The organism is Haloferula sp. BvORR071 (assembly GCF_000739615.1).
GTDB lineage: Bacteria > Verrucomicrobiota > Verrucomicrobiia > Verrucomicrobiales > Akkermansiaceae > Haloferula.
This window is the reverse complement of the sequence record NZ_BATP01000007.1, coordinates 332,456-350,176: the sequence shown is the minus strand read 5'-3', so window position 1 is coordinate 350,176 and position 17,721 is coordinate 332,456. Positions and strand designations below refer to the sequence as shown.

Genomic DNA, 17,721 nt, shown 5'->3' with positions numbered 1-17,721 from the left:
TGTCGCGTTTTCCGTAATATCTTCCGCGCGTGCTGTCCCAACGGTCGAATTTCCTTCGACCGGTCCCTTGCATCGTCCTAACCAGCCTGTTTTGCGTTAGTGGCTCTGGAGCCACAGCGCCGACGCGTGGCTTCGTGGTGGACACCTCGGACCGGAATGAAGTCGTCGCATTCTACCATGCCACCTACATGGCATCGGAAGGATATCAGGACCGTATTGCCTGGACCGGGAATTACAGCTCCCTCACCGCTGGAGCCGAAGGAACGGTCTCCGGGGAATTCGCCGGTGACGTCGAACGGCGCCTGAACTACTTTCGAGCGATGTGCGGGCTTCCCGCAAACATGCGGGTCAATACCGGCGCGACCGTGCGGCTGGCATCGGAAGATGCCTTCCAGCCCTCTGCGAACACGACCAAGATGGCGGCCGCACAGCGCTCCGCGCTGATGATCGTGCGCACTTATCCGGACAGCGGCGGCCTCGCCCACAGTCCCGCGCAGTCCTGCAAGGCATGGACCCCCGCGGCGTGGAATGCCAACCGCTATGGCAATCTTTCCCTCGGCTACTTCGGTCCCGGCGCGATCGATGCCTATGCCAAGGAGGACGTGATGGGCACCTCCAACTGGAACCTGGATGCCGGTCACCGCCGCTGGCTGATGTACCAAGGCTCCACGGATTTCGCCACGGGTGATACCCCCGGTGACTTCGTCCCCGGTACGAACACGATCCGCCCGCCCTCGAACTCCTTCTACGTGGTGCCCAAGAACGGCAGCGAGCTCGACAAAAGCGCGGGCCCCGCTTTCGTCAGCTATCCGGCGAAGGGCTTCTTTCCGGCCAAGCTGAACACGCCCTTCTGGTCGCTCTCCTATCCGGACGCGGATTTCAGCGCGGCTACGGTGACGATGAAGGATGGCTCCGGCAATACCCTGAGCACTCCGGTCGTCTCGCGTCGCATCGGCTACGGAGACAACGCGATCGTCTGGCAGGTACCGACACTTGCCGCGGTCAAGGCGGTCACGGCGGACACCACGTTCACGGTCAAGATCTCAAACATCCGCGGCAGTGGAGTGCCTACGGAATACTCGTGGGGCGTCACTCTGATCGATATCGCGAAGATCCATCAGACACCCACGGTGTCCGGGGCGTCCACGCCCTCTGTCTCGGGAGCGAGCTATAGCATGACACCGGTGCCCGGGGCGGACGAAATGCGCGCTGGCTTCTACCTGCGCAAGCCGGCCACTTGGGTGGAGACTGCGGAGGATGGCGCGATTACCCGCGTAGTCGATCGCACCGGTGGTAGCTATCCCATCCATGCTACCAACGCAGACTACGTGAAGAGCGGGGCCAAGGCCTTCCGCCTGACCTTCCCGACGCGCTACGATGTCTTTGTCAATGGTGTGCCTGAGCAGATCTTCGAGCTGGGACGCGATCTTGTTCCCGGGCCTAGCGGCAAGCTCACCTTTGCCTATCGGCGCGGCCTGATGACCGGTGCCTCCGTGCTGACGGTGGAGACCTCCACGGATAGCGGCTTCACCTGGACGCCGGTGGGAAACCCCATTGCCGGACTTGGCAGCAAGGGTGACGCGGCCTTCCAAGATGCGGCGATCGCCTTGCCCTCCGGGCCGGTGCGCGTGCGCTTCCGTTACCGTCTCACGGATCCTACCAGTGCGATCTACTCGCATCTGGACTATCCATCGCAGCCTACCGGTATCTTCATCGATGACATCGGCGTCACCGACTGCACCTGGCTAGAGCGCAGCGGCCAGGTCACCGGAGCGGGTCTTGCTTCCTTCAATTTCAACTCCGCTACGGCTGGCGTGACACTCGCCAGCGGGCAGGAGTGGTGGGTGCGCTCGCGTGCTGTGCTGGGCGGCAAGGCCTTCCCCTGGGGGCCTGCCAAGGTGGTGACCATTTCGGGACCGCTGCTGCTCAATGGCCCGGCCTTGCCGCCGCTGAGCGGTGCCGACTATAGCTTCGTCCCGGACACCACAGCGACCGGCTACAAGCTGGAGGTGGCGAATCTCGGCCCTTCGAATTGGCTGGAAGGCGCGGAGAAGTCGCCCGCCCCGCAGGTGACGGCAGATGTCTCGAACTACTCCGTTTATAGTAATTTGAAGGGCTACTTCAAGACTGGCGCCCAGTCCTTCCGTCTCGGTCTTTCCACTGCGGCGGACAATGAGGACAGCTTTGTGATTCAGCGCCAGATCCTGCCGGCTGCGAGCAGCACCCTCGACTTCTGGGTGCGCCGCGGCGCGATGAGCAAGACCAACCGTCTGCACGCGGAAGTCTCCACCGACAGCGGTGCCACTTGGACCTCGGTCTGGAATCTTCCCGGTTTGCTGAAGGCTGACAAGGCGCTGGCGAAGAAGAGTATTTCGCTCGCGGCCTATGCGGACCGTCCGATCTACGTTCGCTTCGCGGTCCGCAAGGATGCCGGCGGCACTAATCTGAAGTGGAATGCGAAGACCTCCGGCGTGTGGATCGACGACATTGCCGTGACCAATGCCGCGAGCGTCCTTTCGCTGAAGGAAAGCAACGTCGCCTCGAATGCAGGACATGTCCGCCTCGACGCCTCGACCGCCGGGCAGAGTTTGCAAAATGGCGCGAGCATCCGCTTGCGCATGCGGCCCTTGCATGGCGCGACTCCCGGCGTCTGGGGCCCGGCCCTCGTGGTCAGCCCGTCCTCGTCCACGCCCGATCCGATTGTGGTTCCCGGTTTCAGCAGCTGGGCCCAGAACGAGTATCCCGTGTTCAACCTCAGCTTCGAGGGTGACTACGACTCCGATGGCCAGGCCGATGGCGTGGAGTATGCCTTCTCCCGCAATCCCGGCGCGCCGGATCCGATGGCCGATGCCCTCAAGGTCGATGCCGGCCGCATCGAGATCTCCCGCGACCTCGCCCAACAGCGCGACGGCATCAACTACAGCGCGGAGTGGAGCGATGACCTCGCCAACTGGTCGAGCGCGGACGTCGAGATCCTCATTGAGAACGGCAAGATCCACGCCAGCGCCCCTCTTGGGGCCAAGGGTCGCTACATGCGCTGGAAGATCACGCAGAAGTGATTCCCCGTCGCGCAAGCCACTTGGAGTGCTGCGGCTTGCCGCCGCCTTCCGGCAGGCAGCTTGCTGCCGTGAGCGAGGAGTTGATCCTCCCTTCTTGATAAGACCTCCAACTGAGCCGACCCCGCGCCCCCACCACGGAGAAAAGTCTCCCCCAAGATTCGACTTGAGGCCGCCTCCCCGAATCCCACAATACCCGGTCGTGCAATCCCCCGTCCAATGCCGCGCACCCGGCGACTGCCGCGTCTTTGATTGGCTCCTCGCTTCGGACGTGCCGCATTGGGACTTCCGCGAGCGTCGACATTTTCTGGTTCCCGCCCCCGACAATCTCGCCGCCTTCTGGGTCTTCGTCCGTGGCAGCTTGGCTTCCGCGATGGAATCTGCAGACGCCAAGCTCGTCTGGCTGCGCGAGAGCTAACCGAATCATGGCATGATCTCATCCCTGCTGTGGCGCTGAGCGAGTTACCGCTTCCTTCCTTTTCTTGCACCAGCCACGGCGCGGCGAACGCTAGCCTCATTCGTTGAGACCCTTGCCTCGCCCGTCGCGTCCATGAAGCCCGCCCTGCACCGCTCACTCATCTTCTGGTCCGGCATCCTCGTGATGACCTTCATCGTGTGGGCTTGGTGGGAGTCGGAGTTCAGCAGGGTCGCTGTGATTACAAGGGACAACGAACTGGTGAGCCGCACCTCTGGAATAGCGCTCGTCCATCATCCCGGAATGGAGCGCACCAAGCCGATCGGGATGACGTGGGCTGAGATGAGCTGTTCGGCGGACCCGTCGATGCGCCTGGCTCAGCCCGGGATCTTGCACTGGAAGCGGTTTGGGCTGCCATTGGATTCAAGTGGCGGAGAGCCGGGTGATCCAGCGCTGAGGGAGTATAAGATCTATGCCATGTGGGGCTGGACCAGCGCTGGGGCCGGCTGGCTTTGTTTCATCCCATACTGGCTCGTCCTCCTCGTCGTGGCCATCCCATGGCTCGCGCTCCTTGCTTGGCGCGCCCGCCGTCGGCGGCGTATTCATCCCCCGGCATGAAGCACGGCCTCCACCGCTCCATCACCTTCTGGTCCGGTATTCTGGTGATGGTCTTCACTGTGTGGGCGTGGCTGGACTCGATAAACAATCAGACCGAACCCATGTGGGAGGCCTGCATGCTAGAGAGCCACACCAGCGCGCTGACCTTCACCTACCGTCCCTCGGGGCGCCGTCCGGGTTGGGAATTGTTCCGGAATCTTGACTACGGCGAACCAGGCTTCTCCCGCTTCCCGCCTCCGCATTTCATCCGGGGAGGCCCCGATCACGCCGATACCAAAACACGGGAAACCTACGAGACGAAGTATGATCCCCTGAAGACGCTGCGGGAATCGAACGCGATGGACATGGTTTACCGCACGGACCGCGACTGGCTGGTCTGTGTTCCCTACTGGCTGATCCTCGCAGGCTTCGCGATTCCGTGGCTGGGTCTTCTCTTCTGGCGCACCCGTAGGCGGCAGCACATCACCTCGCAGGCATGAAGCTCGCCCTCCACCGCTCCATCACCTTCTGGTCCGGTATCCTCGTGATGATCTTCATCCTGTGGTCCTGGCGGCAATCGACCGGCACGATTTATACTTGGTCCTACCAAGGCTGGAGTTTCGGCAATCTCGACTCCTGCATCGCTATGGGGAAGGCGGACACGGGATCGCCCGTCTTGGTCTCCTCCCTCTTCCATTCCGCGACAGCCAGCGGTCGCCTGCCAATCAAGCTCGGCTCGCCGATCTACATCCGCTTCAATCCAACACCTCCCGGTCCAGCCCTGTCTTGGGAATGGAATAAGAATGCAGTGGTTCGGGGAGATCCGGGTGACCTGAGTTCCGTCCGTTATGCCCTGCTTGTGCTGGCCTTCTCTTTCACCGGTGGTTCGGTCCTGCTCATCCCGCATTGGCTGCTGCTGCTTGCCTTTGCGACGCTATGGATAGGCTTGCTGCTCTGGCGTGTGCGGCGCAGGCGCAAGACATGCTCCGAAGTCGAGCTTGCAACCGGGCCAATCTAACAGGATGCCTGCCCCAATGGAGATTTGAATTGGCGGAAAATTGCGAAGTCTTGGCGGTAGCTTGACACTCCTCATCGCTAACCTAGCCGCTCGCGGGAATTGTGGTGCGGTCTGTTAGGTGATGCATTTTGCAAAGGGGTCCCGGCGCTTCTCTTAACAATTTGCAAGTTGCCTTGCGCTTCAATCGAAGCAAATTGAGGAGCTGTCTTCACTCCTCCTCTCCCATGCCAGATTCCAGCCATACCCGCCGCGATCTCATCGAGAAAGCGCTCGAAGTACTTCTCGAAGAATCCAAGCAATCGGTGTACCTCCGCTATCCCTTGGCCAAAGGCGACATTCTTCATATCGACGTGCGTCGCGAACTTCCCACTTCAAGCGGATTGCCCAATCCCTTTCCGATTCCCGGGAAAGGTTAGGTCTCTATTTGGTCAGCTGCGCGCGCCGGGCTATACGAGCGTGCCGCAGCGCTCCAAGCAGTATGCGCAGCGCGAGCGGGTAGTGGCGCGCCCATCTTATCGGAGAAGGTATTCTGCACGATAATTCTAGGGTGCTTTGCAGCTTGCGCGATCTATTAGCGCTCCGTTGACAAGTTGTCGGACGCCGCCAATCAGTTAGGATGGCTTTCCCCCGACTTCTTCTGACCGGCGGTCTCCTGCCGCTTCTCGCATCCTGTTCCGGCTTGGTCCGGAACTACCGCTATCAGTCGGGATTGCGGAGTGAGCCCTCGAAGCATCGCATGTCGAAGACCGCATTCGTCGGCAAGGTCGCCGGTGGCACCTTTACTAGCGCGACGCGGCAACCTTTGATCACGGCTCGTCTCGGTGGCGTGGTCCTTTGGCAAAGGCCACTCCAGTTGATCACGGGGATGTTACCCGATGGCGGCAAAGTCTTGCCGCAGCCTCCCGAGGTCCCCGGAACTCCGGAGTTCGAGGCCTTGCTCGACCGCAAGCATCTGCCCGCTCCCACCGAGGGCAAAATCACTTGGCTTGTCGACGGCAAGCGCTTCTTTCCAGAGCTCGCCAAGCAAGCCAAGGCCGCGCGACAGAGCATCGATAGCCAGGCATACATCTTCGACAACGACGATATCGCGGTGGGATATGCGGACCTGCTCAAGCGCCGCTCGCAGGAGCTTGAGGTGCGCGTGACCTTCGATGAACTCGGCAGCGCCAACTCATGGGGGGATGAGCCGGAGACGCCATATCCCGCCGGTTTCGAGCCGCCAGCCAACATGAACCGATATCTGAAGGATGGAAGCAGGGTGAAGGTTCGTTCGATGCCGAACCCTTGGCTGATCTGCGATCACACCAAGCTCCATGTCTTCGATGGCAAGGTGGCTGTCACGGGCTGTTCGAATATTGGCCGGGAGTACTACAGCGAGTGGCACGACCTCATGTTCCGCATGGAAGGCCCCGTCGTCGCTTCTTTGCAAGAGGACTACGATCGTACTTGGCGCAGGGCGGATCCTGCCGGTCCCTTCGGAGCTTTCCGCGGAGGCGCGATGCAGCACCCCGCGCCGCCATCGATTCCCGGCAGCTTTCCGATCCGAATCTTCCGCACCGATCCCGCCGCCGGGCGCCGTGAAATCCAGAAGAGCATGGTCCTCGCCATTCGCGCCGCGCGGAAGCGAATCTGGATCGAGGATCCCTATGTCTCGAATGACGATGTCACCGAGGCCTTGGAAGCTGCTGCCCGCAGGGGCGTGGACGTGCGGCTGATCTATCCCGCGCGCAATGATTCCAAGATCATGGACATCGCCAACCGCGCCTTCGCCACCAAGCTCGTGAAGGCGGGTGGCCGCGCCTATGCCTACCCGCGCATGTCCCACATGAAGGTGCTGATCTGTGATGGCTGGGCCTGCGTCGGCTCCGCCAATCTCGATACGCTGAGCATGCGCATCAATCGCGAGCTCAACATCGCATTCACCCACCGGGGGGCCGTCGACTCCCTGATCGCGCAAGTCTTCCGCCCCGACTTTGCGGTCTCCTCGCCCCACAGGGACCCGCCGTCCACCAGCGCGCCGCTTGTGCAGGCAATCGCGAATCAGCTCTAGCGAGCAGGTGGTTTCCTGGGTTTTGTGCGGTGCAGTGGTGTTGTGGAAAATGCACCATATTTTCGTTTGCGGGTGCAGTGTGTTCTAACAGATATGCACCGTTGAATGAAAATATCCGTGGATTGTATGCACTGATTGGTGTAATTCGTGCCAATGAATCCAAGCAAAGAAGACATTAAAGTGTGGTTAAAGACCACCGGCCGGGCTCGCCAATGGCTTGCGGATCAATGCGGAAGCGTCAGCAAGCGCACCATCGACAACTGGCTCTCTAGCCCCAAAGAGATCCCCTTCGCGACGCTGACACTGATCCGGCGCCTGATGGAGGACGACCGGGAGGAGGAAATCGAGCGCCGCAAGCGCCGCGACCTGCCGCAGCAGCAGATCTTCAGCGTGGAAGTCGACCTAGGCACTTTCCGTGACTACTCGCGGGCGGCGCTGGATCTTCAACTGACTTTGGAAGAGTGGGTTATTCATGTCTGTGACGCCGAGTTGGGGCGCAGTGTCCGCAACAAGGTCATCACCCTGCCCGGGAAAGCGGGAGACGACAGCGGAGGCTGCTAGAACTGGTCTGCCGGGCAGACCAGAGTCCGCCTCTCCCGCCGCGACCGGGGGGCTGGCATGCTCTCCCGCGTGCCGTGGAGACTCCTCTTCCTACTTGTGCTGGTTTCGCCCTTGGGCGCGATGCCGTCACTGATTCCTATGCCCTGCGAGATCACGGAAGGTCAGGGAAAGAAGCTACTGGGGCGGGAGGTGAAGATTCTAACAGCTGAGCCCAATGATGCGGCGCGGTTGATAGCGGTGCTGAAGGAATGTGGATTGAAGGCCCTGCGGGTGGATCATGGGGCGGATATCGAACTCCGCCGTGGAGAGGTGAAGAACCCCCACGGTTTCGAGGGGGCCTATCGATTAGAGGTGAGTTCCCAAGCGATCACCGTAACGAGCGCGGATGGCAGTGGGATGATCCATGCCGCAGAGACGATGCGGCAACTGCTCCGCAGTGAGGAGGGCAGGGTGGCACTGCCTTGTGTTGGCATTGCGGATTGGCCGGCATTTCCGGTGCGTGGCTTCATGCTGGATAGCGGTCGCAACTACCAGTCGCCGGAATTGCTCAAGGAGCAGATCGAGGTGATGGCGCGCTACAAGCTCAACGTCTTCCATTTCCACTTCACGGACAACCCGGGCTGGCGATTGGAGAGCAAGGTGCACCCGGAGGTCACCGCCGCCTCAGCGATGACGCGGCAGCCGGGGAAGTACTACACTCATCGTGAATTCCGCGAGCTACTGCGCTACTGCCGGGAGCGAGGGATCACCCTGATTCCGGAGATGGACATGCCCGGGCACAGCCGCGCGCTGCGCCAGGCGCTGGGGATCAAGTCCATGAATGCGCCGGAGAGCCGGCAGATCCTCAAGGACCTGCTGACGGAGCTGGCCTCGCTCGCGACTCCGGAGGAGATGCCCTATATTCATCTGGGCACCGATGAGGTGCGGGGCAAGGAGGAGCAGGTCGATGCGAGCTTCCTGCCGGAGATGGCAGCGCATGTCCGCAGTCTCGGTCGCGAGGTCATCGGCTGGCGGGCGGGGATCGAGGACCCCGCGGACAAGCGGCGGATCACGCAGCTCTGGGCGCGCGCCAATCCGCTGCCGGAGAATCCCTTCATCGATAGCCGCTCAACCTACCTGAATCACATCGATCCCTTTGAGGTGGTTTCCACCTTCTTGTTCCAGCAACCCTGCCGGCAGCCGCATGGCGATGCGCGGGCGCTGGGTGGAATCCTGTGTTCCTGGCCGGATATCCGCATCGAGAACGAGCGCGACCAACTACGCCAGAACCCGATCTACCCCGCCATGCTCACCTTCGCGGAATCCCTCTGGCGGGGTGTCGAGTGGGATGACCATGAACAGTATTGGGCGAATCTGCCGCCGCCGGGCACGCCAGAGTATGCGCGCTTCGTGGAGTTCGAGGGCCGTTTGCTCGACCACAAAGCGCGCTTCTTCCACGACAAGGAATTCCCCTACTTCAAGCAGACCGAGTTGCGCTGGCGGGTCATCGGGCCCTTCCCGCATGGTGGCGATGTGGAGAAGAGCTTTCCGGTGGAGGGCGAGCTACGGGACACCTACAAGGTAGATGGCAAGACCTACCGCTGGATGGACCGCGGCTTCGGGGCGGCGACCGTGTATCTGAAGCATTTCTTCGGCTTCGGGGCACCGGTGAAGGAGGCGGAGGGGACCTGCTACGCGCTGATGCAGGTGTGGTCTCCCAAGGCGCAGCAGATGCCCGCGTGGATGGGCTTTCATGGAAGCTCGCGATCCGACCGGCGCGGGGCGGCGAGCTTCAAGCAGGGTGAGTGGCACGCCAAGAAGCCGTGGATCCGGGTGAACGGCCGCTTCATCGATCCGCCGGTCTGGCAGAATGCCGCGCCGATGGTGAAGAATGATGAAACGCCCTTCACCAATGAGGATTACTTTTTCCGGGAGCCCTCGGTCGTACCGCTCAAGCAAGGGTGGAACGAGGTGTTGCTCAAGATCCCGCATCGCAAGAGCGACTGGAAATGGATGTTCACCTTCATTCCGGTGGGCGATACCACCGGGATGTGCTATTCCTCCGACCTGAAGCCCGAATGAAGTTAGCCGCGTCACTTTTGTTGCTGTTGCCGAGCCTGCCTCTGGTTGCGGCGGAGTCGTTTGAGTCGGCACCCGCCGGGGCTCTGAAGGAGTTCAAAACCACGGTGGGCACCTTCACAGCGGATGGGGTGCACGCGCGGATCGAGGACGGGCATGCTAAAAGCGGGAAGCAATCGCTGCGGCTGGCGGGGGAGGGTGAATCCACGGTGCTGCTGGCTCTGGCGTCGACAGCTGATAGGGGCGCGGTGCTGGCCTTTCATGCGGAGCGCTGGACGAAGCGTGATCCCTTTGGGTTCCGCATTGATGCGCGCGGTACGGATGCTTGGCGGGAGATCCGGGATGCGAGCAAGGAGATCCAGGCGGGAGGCTTCCTGGCTGAAGTCAGGGTGGATATTCCCCAAGGGACGCGCGAGCTGCGCTTTCGTGCGACGGCACCTGCAGATGCCGGGGTGATGCTGGATGATCTGAGCGTGCTGAAGCCAGGTCCCGCGAAGTTGGTGGGTGTGGAGACGGTGCAGCCGGTATGTCCGGCCTTGATCCGCGCGAAGTTCAATCCGGTGCTAGGCTTCAAGATCACGGTGGACGGCAGCGAAGGGGCTGTGGATTTGAATTCCATCGAGCTGAGTCTTGAGGGGACCACGGTGTTGGAGGAGATCGCGAAGCTGGAGCTGTGGACCGGCAGTGCCAATCCGGCGGAGGGGCCGAGGGAGTTGGTCGCGGAGAAGGCGAAGGCCGTGAAGCGGGTGTCGCTGGATGGCAAGTATCGTATGGCTTCAGGGGAGCATTGGTTCTGGGTTTCCGCGCTCTTGAAGGAGAGCGCTTCACTGGATGGGCTGATCGATGCGGGCTTGGTGCGTGTGGAGACGTCCGGCGGAACTTTGGAGCCCGCTGTAGTTTCGCCACCGGGGGGACAACGGATCGGGTATGCGTTGCGCTTGCCGGGGGATGATCGTTCGAAGAGCTATCGCATTCCGGGCTTGGTGCGCAGCAAGGCGGGGACCTTGGTGGCTGCCTATGACATCCGCTACGACCACAGCGGCGACTTGCCGGCGAACATCGACGTGGGTGTTTCGCGGTCGACCGATGGTGGGCAGACTTGGGAGCCGATGCGGGTGGCGGTCGACATGGGCGATGACCCGAAGCACGGTCACGATGGAGTGGGCGATCCCGCGATCCTGGCCGACCTGAACACCGGGCGGCTTTGGATCGCCGCGTTGTGGAGCCATGGCAATCGCGCCTGGAATGGCTCCGGTCCGGGGATGACGCCGGAGGAAACCGGGCAACTGGTGCTGGCCCATAGCGATGATGACGGCAAGAGCTGGTCGAAGCCCGTCAATCTAACATCCCAGATGAAGAAGCCCGAGTGGAAGCTGTTCTTCAACGGGCCGGGAGCGGGGATCGTGCTCAAGGATGGGACTTTGGCCTTCGCCGCGCAGTATCGGGCTGCGGACGGCAAGCCGTGGTCGACGATGATTGCCTCCAAGGACGGCGGCACGACCTGGCAGGTGGGCAGCGGGGTAAAGAGCGATACCACGGAGGCGCAGATCGCGCAGTTGGACGATGGCTCGATCATGATCAATTGCCGGGACAACCGCGGCGGCGCGCGGACGGTTGCGGTGACGAAGGATCTCGGTGCGAGCTGGGAGCTGCATGCAACGGACCGCAAGGCGCTGCGTGAGCCTGTGTGTATGGGCAGCCTTCTGGCTTGGAAGGGAGCGCAGTGGTTCTCGAATCCGGACAGTGTGAAGGGACGGAAAATGATGACGCTGAAGCGATCGCCGGATCAGGGGATGACCTGGCCGGAGAAGACGCAGTGGCTCTACGATTCGCGGGATTGCTTCGGGTATTCCTGTCTTGCGCCAGTGGATGAGAAGCATTTGGGGGTGATCTATGAGGGCAGCGGGGGGCTGTATTTCCTGCGACTCCCGACGGGCGATTGACTGCCGCGTGGGTGCTCGCTGAGACTCATCCATCGAACGCGCAGTCCACATCACAGGCATGGGTTTGGCGGGCTGTTGCCTTGCCTGGCAGCGGCATTTCCGCGGGCAGGCCTTCTCGTGGGAGGATGCTGGGTTTGCCAGGGCTTCTTCGCGGGTGGCGGCCGGATTGATCAATCCCGTGACGGGACAGAACTTCAGCCCATCGTGGCGGCTTGGGGAGTTTCTGCCGGAGGCGTGTGAGTTTTATGGGCGGGTGGCGGAGCTGTTAGGAAGGCGGATCTGGCATCCACTGCCGGTGTGGCGCTTGGTGGGCGAGAAGGAGTGGGCGAAGGTTTCCGGGAAGCTGGAGGCGGCGTCGCCGTGGATTGAGAGCGTGACTGAAGATGCGCTGCCGGGATGGCGGGCGGTGGTGGTGCTGAGGGGTGGGGGACGAGTCGCGACGCGGGAGTTCTGTGAGGGGACGCAGCGTTTTTTTGAAGCGGCTCGACGGGATCTTGCTGAGGGGGAGGACGAAGTAATGTGCGAGGGGGCGGCGGGATTGATCGCGGGGCGTTTGGGAAAGCATCGCTGCGCGAAGGGAGAGATCCTGACGGTGCGGGCACCGGCATGGTCGCAGGAGCGGATTTCGATTGGGGGCGGGGGCTGGCTGGTGCCCTTGGGCGAGGGAATGTTCAAGGCGGGCTCGACCTATGTTTGGGAGCCTCTGGATGCGCTGCCGACTGTCGCGGGGCGCGAGAGGATCGAAGGGATTTTGCGGCTGTTGGGTGGAGACGATCAGTTCGAAGTGATCGTGCATGAGGCGGGGATCAGGCCGATCGTGCGGAAGAGTCAGCCGGTGATCGGTCAGTTGGATGATGCTCGTGTGGTGTTCAACGGACTGGGATCGAAGGGATCCCTTTACGCGCCGGGAGTGGCGGCGAGATTGAATGCGTGGCTGGAAGGTGGCGGTAGCATTGACCCGGAGTTGGATCTGGCGGGGCTTCGCTAGAAGCCGACCCCTGTAATCCAAGAGAGGACGGTGAGGAGGCCGTGGTAGAATTTGTCTCCGAAGCGGAGAGCTAGAAGGCCGGCAATGAGAGCGCCTCCCGCGACCGCAGGGAGATACCAGCCCGGCATCTCAGGTGTCTCGATGAAGAAGAGCAGGATCAGGCCGAGAAGGAGGAAGCCGGTGATGGAGCCGCAGCCGAAGCGGATGCGCTTTTCGAAGCGGTCGGGTGCAGGCGGCCAGCTCATGCGGCGGCGATTTTAGACCCGAAGATGTCTTGCCCACCATGGGAATGGAGCGGCGAGTTTGGAATGATGGCCGCGGCCGAGTTCAAGGGAAGGGAACCACGAGAACGCGCATGAACTCCTTGGGATCTCCTTCGACGGGGCCGGGGCTGCGGAAGGTGCGCAACTCCCAGCCCGGGTCAGGCAGAGGCAGGCCGGCTTGGATCGCGTCCGCATTTGCACCCGTGACCTCGGTCACGGTGAGTGGGAATGACTGCAGGTCATCAGAGGCCACGATCGCGTAGCGGAAAGTGGCGCTGTCGTCGAGAAGATCGACACCGGGGGTGTAGTCGACTGGTCCTGCTTGGATGCGGATTGGCACGGTGAGGGTGAAAGCATTCTCGGCACCGACGGGGGCGATCTTGGGATACTGCTTGTCGATGCCCTTGGCTTGGGTCGGATTCCCGTTGAGCGCGAACTCGGTGAGGTTGTCGAAGCCATCATGATCCGGATCGGCGGTCTTCAGTCGGTCGGCGGGATTCGTCAACGCAGCGAAGGATTGGATCCAGAGGTCATAGAGGGTGCCGGAAACCATGGTGATCCGCGCCACACCGGGGGGATAGCTGACGACCGGCACGAGATCGGCGGGTAATCCTGAAAGCTCCACGCCATTGAATTGACCGCTGATGCCGGCGGGCGCTGAGAGAATGTCGAAGGTTTGGCCCGCCACCGGGACGAAGCCGCCATCGATATCGATCTCCAAGCGACCGGCGAGAATCGCCGCGCCGTTCACCACCACGCGGTCGAATTGGTTCAGGCTGGTTCCGGTGAGTTCGATGTGAAGGGTGGAGTCCGGTCCCTGCTGGAAGTCCTGAACGTTCAAGCGACCGATGATCTCGAAACCGCCGGGGCTGAGATCGCCACGGAGATCTAGCAGCGTGTCGATTTGCGCCAGGTTGTCCGTCACCATGTGCGAACCGGTGTCCACGATCACGGCCCCTGGCCCGGTGATGGTGGCGCCGGCTTTTAGCTCGATGTTGTTGCTTTGCAGCTTCAGGTCGCTGGCCAGCGTGGTGTGGCTGGTGGCGGCCAGAGTCATGAAGCGGTTGACCTGCACCTTGAGTGTGGAGGGGCCGCCGGCACCGGCGGCGATGGCTCCATTGAAAGCCGTCGATTCGTCAGCTTCGAAGGTGCCCGCGAGCAGGCTCACGGTCGAAGTCGCGCCGAAGTTCATGCCGAAGCCCTTGGCGTATACACGGCCATGATCGGCGATAACCGTGCCGCCGAAGTTGAAGGTGGCATTGTCATTCACCTCGAGCGTGCCGCCATTCGAGGCGGTGAGCTGTCCGGTGTTTCCCGTGCCGTCCCAATCGTTGTCGTTGGCGGCGGTCTTGACCACCAAGGTGCCGACGTCTCCTTGCAGGCGGGTGTTGTTGAACACCCGCGAGGAGACCAAGCCGAGGCCGCGGATGCCGCCGGCGTTGGCCACGGTGATGGCACCGCCCTTCAACTCGCCGCCGGCCAGGACCACGCCGGTGGCCACGCTGCTGTTCCAGGCATTCACCACGTTCAGGAAGCCGCTGGCATTGGCCGTGCCGATGGTGCTCACATCATCGATGCTGCCGTTGATCGTCAGCATGCCGTCGTCCGCGCGAAGGGACGCGAGGCCGTCGAAATCGATCGCGGCATTGATGGTGCCGAAACCGCGCAGCTCGCGATTGGTCGGGGCGTTGAGCACGCCCGGGCCATTGATGGTGCCGCCGAGGATCATGTTCGGATCGGTATCAAGCAGGCCGCCGGAGAGGTGTAGGGGTTCGGCGGCAGTGTTGAGATTGACCGTGCCGCCGATGTCTACGCGGGCGGTGACTTCGACTTCGCCGGTGACGTTGGTGCTGCCGTTGAGATTGACATCGTTGCCGGTCAAGAGGACGGCGCTGGTGTTGTCGTTGATCAGGGCCAGGGTGCCCGCGGGATTGATTGTCCATTCCCGGGTCGCGCTATCGAGGGTAACGGTGAGCTTGCCGGTGCCCACGGCATTGTCGATTTCCAGGACATTGGTGCCGGACGCGTTGTTCTTGCCGAAGGAACTCATGGTCGCGGCATTGATGGTGAGCGGAGCATCGACGTTGATCGTGTCGCCGACGACATCGATACCGTCGAAGTCCACGATGCCGCCGCCGGCCATGTTGATGGTCGTGGCCTCGTTGACATTGACCGCGCCGCTGAAGTCGAGAGTGCCCCCACCGGTGAACTCGGCTTTGTCCAAGCCGTTCACGGTATCGAAGTTGACGGTGCCGGTGAGGTCGAGTGTGGCTCCGGCGGCGATGTCCACATCAGCATCCGAGTTGAAATCAACCTGTGAGCTGATGCGGCTGATCTGGGTGCCGGTGACATTGAGCGCGGCACTGAGCGTATTGGCGTCATTGCCGATATCCAGTGGTTCACCGCTCCACTGGGTGACCTCTCCCACTTCGGTGGAACTCATGCTGAGGATGCGGTCCATGATGAACTCCGCATCGCCTGTGTTCACGCTGATGTCGCTGTTGTTGAGGTTGATGATCCCGTTGAAGGCGTTGTCCGGAACATCCGGGTCGTAGTCGCCTACATTGACCGTGAGCAGGGATCCGTCCTGGATCGTCCAGTTGCCGGAATCGAAATCGAAGTTCGTCGAGTTGATGCTGCTGCTGGCGGTGACGAGATTGGAATTGGCGGGCTTGAAGTTGCCGGCTCCCGTGATGGTGCCGCCTTTGAAGGTCGCAGTGGACCCAAGATCGAGAATCATCCCGGCATCAATGCTGGTGAATGATGTCGTGCCGAAGGTGATGGGTCCGGTTACGTTGGTATTGCCATCCACGTTCATGGCCGCGGAAGGGCCTTCCAGAAGTAACACGGCGCTGCCGCCGATGGTGGCGGTGCCGAGCGCGGCCGTATTCGCATTGATCGTGCGGGCCATGGTCCAGGTTGGGATGCCGTTCACGATGAGCTGAGCACCATTGCCGCCGAGGTTGATGTTGTCATCCACGTCACCGGCGTCATCGGGATCCCAAAGCGTGGAGTTGATGGTGAAGGCGACACCGTCATTGATCGTCTGAGTCGTGCCGGAGCCAAGGCCGTCCCAATCGAAGTTGGCGACATTGAGCGTAGTGTTGGCAGAGATGGTGGATGTGCCCTCCATCCGCAGCAGGCCGGTACCGGTGAGGGTATTCGGTCCGGCAAGGACCGATGCCGGACCGAGGCGGAGCTCGGCATTGGTGGTGACGTGAGCCGCGCTCGTCAGGGTAGCGGTGGGGAGATCCAGCAGGCCTGCATTCACGTTGATGGTGCCGGTGACGCTCATTGCATCGCCCGCCACCAGGGAGGTGCCGAAGCCGCTCTTGGTGAGCACACCGGCCATAGTCCAGAAGTTGGCGACGTTATCCACCAGTAGGTCGCCATTCGCCTGGAGGTTGAGATTGCCGCCATAGATGTCGTCGCTGGTATCGATGCGATTGACGAAGAAGGAGAGTTGGCCGCTGCCATCGATGGTGGTGGTGGCGATCCCGGGACCGTCCCAGTTGAAGTCGCCCGCGGCCTCGGAGATGACGACATCGCCGCCGACGATAAGTTCCGAGGTGCTGGTCAGGGAGATGGCAGAGGCATCCGCGATGTCGACATTGCCATTCAGTCGGAGTGATCCGGCGGCAGCCAGGGTGATCGTGTTCGCCGTGCCGGTGAAGCTCATGTTGTTGTCGATCTCCGCGGCACCGGCGATGGTGAAGGCCGCACCCTGGATATCGGTGATGGCGGCCGGACCGTTGATCGTGGCGACATCGGTACCACCGTCCATGATGACCTTGGCGTTCGCAGCGATCGCGAAGTCGTCGTTGAAGGTGATCGTATCGCGCTGACCGATTTGTAGCTCAGCGCCGGGGGCGGTGGATCCGAAGGGATCGGCCAAGGGGCCATCCACGATCAGGTGCAGGGTATCAAACTCGAGGTCGGAGGAAGCATTCGAGACGTCGACCACGCCGAGCTCGTTGTCGCCGTCGAGATCGATGGTATCCACACCATTGGTGTGGAGGGTGAGGGTGGCGGGAATCTGGGTGGTGCCCTGCACCTGGATCAGCGCGCTATTGTCGAAGGCCTGTTCGACCACCGCATCGCTATCGCCCAGGTTGATCGTGCCGTAGCCCAACAGATTGGAGCCGCTGAGGATCTGGAGCTGGCTGGTGATGCTGGCGCTACCACCCTGGGCGACCAGGAAGCCGCCGCTGACGAGATTTAGATTAAGCGAGGTGAGGGCGTCCACCGATGGCGTCGCGTGTGGTTCCAATCGCAGTGTGGTGTTGGCTCCGGAGACCGTCGTGAGGCCGGTCATGCTGAGCTGGTTGCCATTCGTGAAGAAGTCCACTCCGGAGGACAAGGACAGCGAGGTGATGGTATCGGTCGCGCCGTCTTCCGGGACGAAGGTGATTTGGGCATTGGTGGCGACCGGTAGGTTGCCGATCTGCACGTCATAGGTGAAGCCGCCACCATTGTCCGGGACATCGGCCGGGTTCCAGTTGGCGGCGACGTTCCAATTTCCGCTGAAGTGATTCCACTCGCTGGCGACCACCTGAGCGGCGCAGGGCATGGCGAGGAAGGCCGGGAAGGGAAGGGCGACAAGATACCAAGGAGGAGAGAACCGTGGTCGTGCGTTCATGGTGCTGGAAGGGAAGCACGACTATTTAAAACACTTCCTAACCGTTTACAACTTCGCGCGAGTCGGAACGCCTCCGACTTTAGACCTAGCCCCCTCCGGCCGCGGTGCCTGAAAACAAAGAGGCCGCAGCGGA

At 61.8% G+C, this 17,721-nt stretch carries 13 protein-coding genes; 11 read left to right on the top strand and 2 right to left on the bottom strand.

Going from position 1 to position 17,721, the window contains the following annotated elements; genetic code table 11:
* Window positions 1-29 precede the first annotated feature (29 nt).
* The 11 genes from BV071_RS06765 to BV071_RS06715 all read left to right on the top strand — a co-directional run bounded on the left by BV071_RS06765 (window position 30) and on the right by BV071_RS06715 (window position 12,686).
* Window positions 30-3,059, top strand: a complete 3,030-nt coding sequence (locus tag BV071_RS06765; protein ID WP_265594153.1) for a hypothetical protein — start codon at window positions 30-32, stop codon at window positions 3,057-3,059.
* Between the two features lie 199 nt (window positions 3,060-3,258).
* Window positions 3,259-3,474, top strand: coding sequence for a hypothetical protein (locus BV071_RS06760; RefSeq protein WP_035603725.1), 216 nt, complete (start codon window positions 3,259-3,261; stop codon window positions 3,472-3,474).
* Between the two features lie 132 nt (window positions 3,475-3,606).
* The gene (locus BV071_RS06755) at window positions 3,607-4,089 is read left to right on the top strand and encodes a hypothetical protein (RefSeq protein ID WP_035603722.1); all 483 of its coding nucleotides are present in this window, start codon (window positions 3,607-3,609) and stop codon (window positions 4,087-4,089) included.
* Window positions 4,086-4,568: a hypothetical protein gene (locus BV071_RS06750; RefSeq protein WP_035603719.1), complete on the top strand. Its 483-nt coding sequence runs from the start codon at window positions 4,086-4,088 to the stop codon at window positions 4,566-4,568. Before BV071_RS06755 ends, BV071_RS06750 begins: the two co-directional genes overlap by 4 nt.
* Window positions 4,565-5,086 carry a hypothetical protein gene (locus BV071_RS06745; RefSeq protein ID WP_035603715.1) on the top strand — a complete coding sequence of 174 codons (522 nt, stop codon included), beginning with the start codon at window positions 4,565-4,567 and terminating at the stop codon, window positions 5,084-5,086. Before BV071_RS06750 ends, BV071_RS06745 begins: the two co-directional genes overlap by 4 nt.
* 224 nt (window positions 5,087-5,310) lie before the next feature.
* Window positions 5,311-5,502: a hypothetical protein gene (locus BV071_RS06740; protein ID WP_035603712.1), complete on the top strand. Its 192-nt coding sequence runs from the start codon at window positions 5,311-5,313 to the stop codon at window positions 5,500-5,502.
* Window positions 5,503-5,702: 200 nt separating this feature from the next.
* On the top strand, window positions 5,703-7,136 hold the full coding sequence (locus BV071_RS06735; RefSeq protein ID WP_081885839.1) for a phosphatidylserine/phosphatidylglycerophosphate/cardiolipin synthase family protein: 1,434 nt from the start codon (window positions 5,703-5,705) through the stop codon (window positions 7,134-7,136).
* Window positions 7,137-7,289: 153 nt separating this feature from the next.
* A complete protein-coding gene (locus BV071_RS06730) occupies window positions 7,290-7,697 on the top strand; it encodes a hypothetical protein (protein ID WP_265594152.1) in 408 nt (135 codons plus the stop codon).
* Between the two features lie 69 nt (window positions 7,698-7,766).
* Window positions 7,767-9,758, top strand: coding sequence for a family 20 glycosylhydrolase (locus BV071_RS06725; RefSeq protein WP_265594151.1), 1,992 nt, complete (start codon window positions 7,767-7,769; stop codon window positions 9,756-9,758).
* Window positions 9,755-11,698 carry a sialidase family protein gene (locus tag BV071_RS06720; protein ID WP_265594150.1) on the top strand — a complete coding sequence of 648 codons (1,944 nt, stop codon included), beginning with the start codon at window positions 9,755-9,757 and terminating at the stop codon, window positions 11,696-11,698. Before BV071_RS06725 ends, BV071_RS06720 begins: the two co-directional genes overlap by 4 nt.
* A gap of 178 nt (window positions 11,699-11,876) precedes the next feature.
* Complete coding sequence (locus BV071_RS06715) at window positions 11,877-12,686, top strand: hypothetical protein (protein WP_265594149.1); 810 nt, start codon at window positions 11,877-11,879, stop codon at window positions 12,684-12,686.
* On the opposite strand, the gene BV071_RS06710 is transcribed toward BV071_RS06715, so the two are convergent.
* Both BV071_RS06710 and BV071_RS06705 read right to left on the bottom strand, forming a co-directional pair.
* Window positions 12,683-12,931, bottom strand: coding sequence for a hypothetical protein (locus BV071_RS06710; protein WP_035603701.1), 249 nt, complete (start codon window positions 12,929-12,931; stop codon window positions 12,683-12,685). The two genes, BV071_RS06715 and BV071_RS06710, sit on opposite strands and share 4 nt — an antisense overlap.
* A gap of 82 nt (window positions 12,932-13,013) precedes the next feature.
* Entirely contained in the window at window positions 13,014-17,588 is a 4,575-nt protein-coding gene (locus BV071_RS06705) for a hypothetical protein (protein ID WP_265594148.1), read from the bottom strand.
* Window positions 17,589-17,721 lie beyond the last annotated feature (133 nt).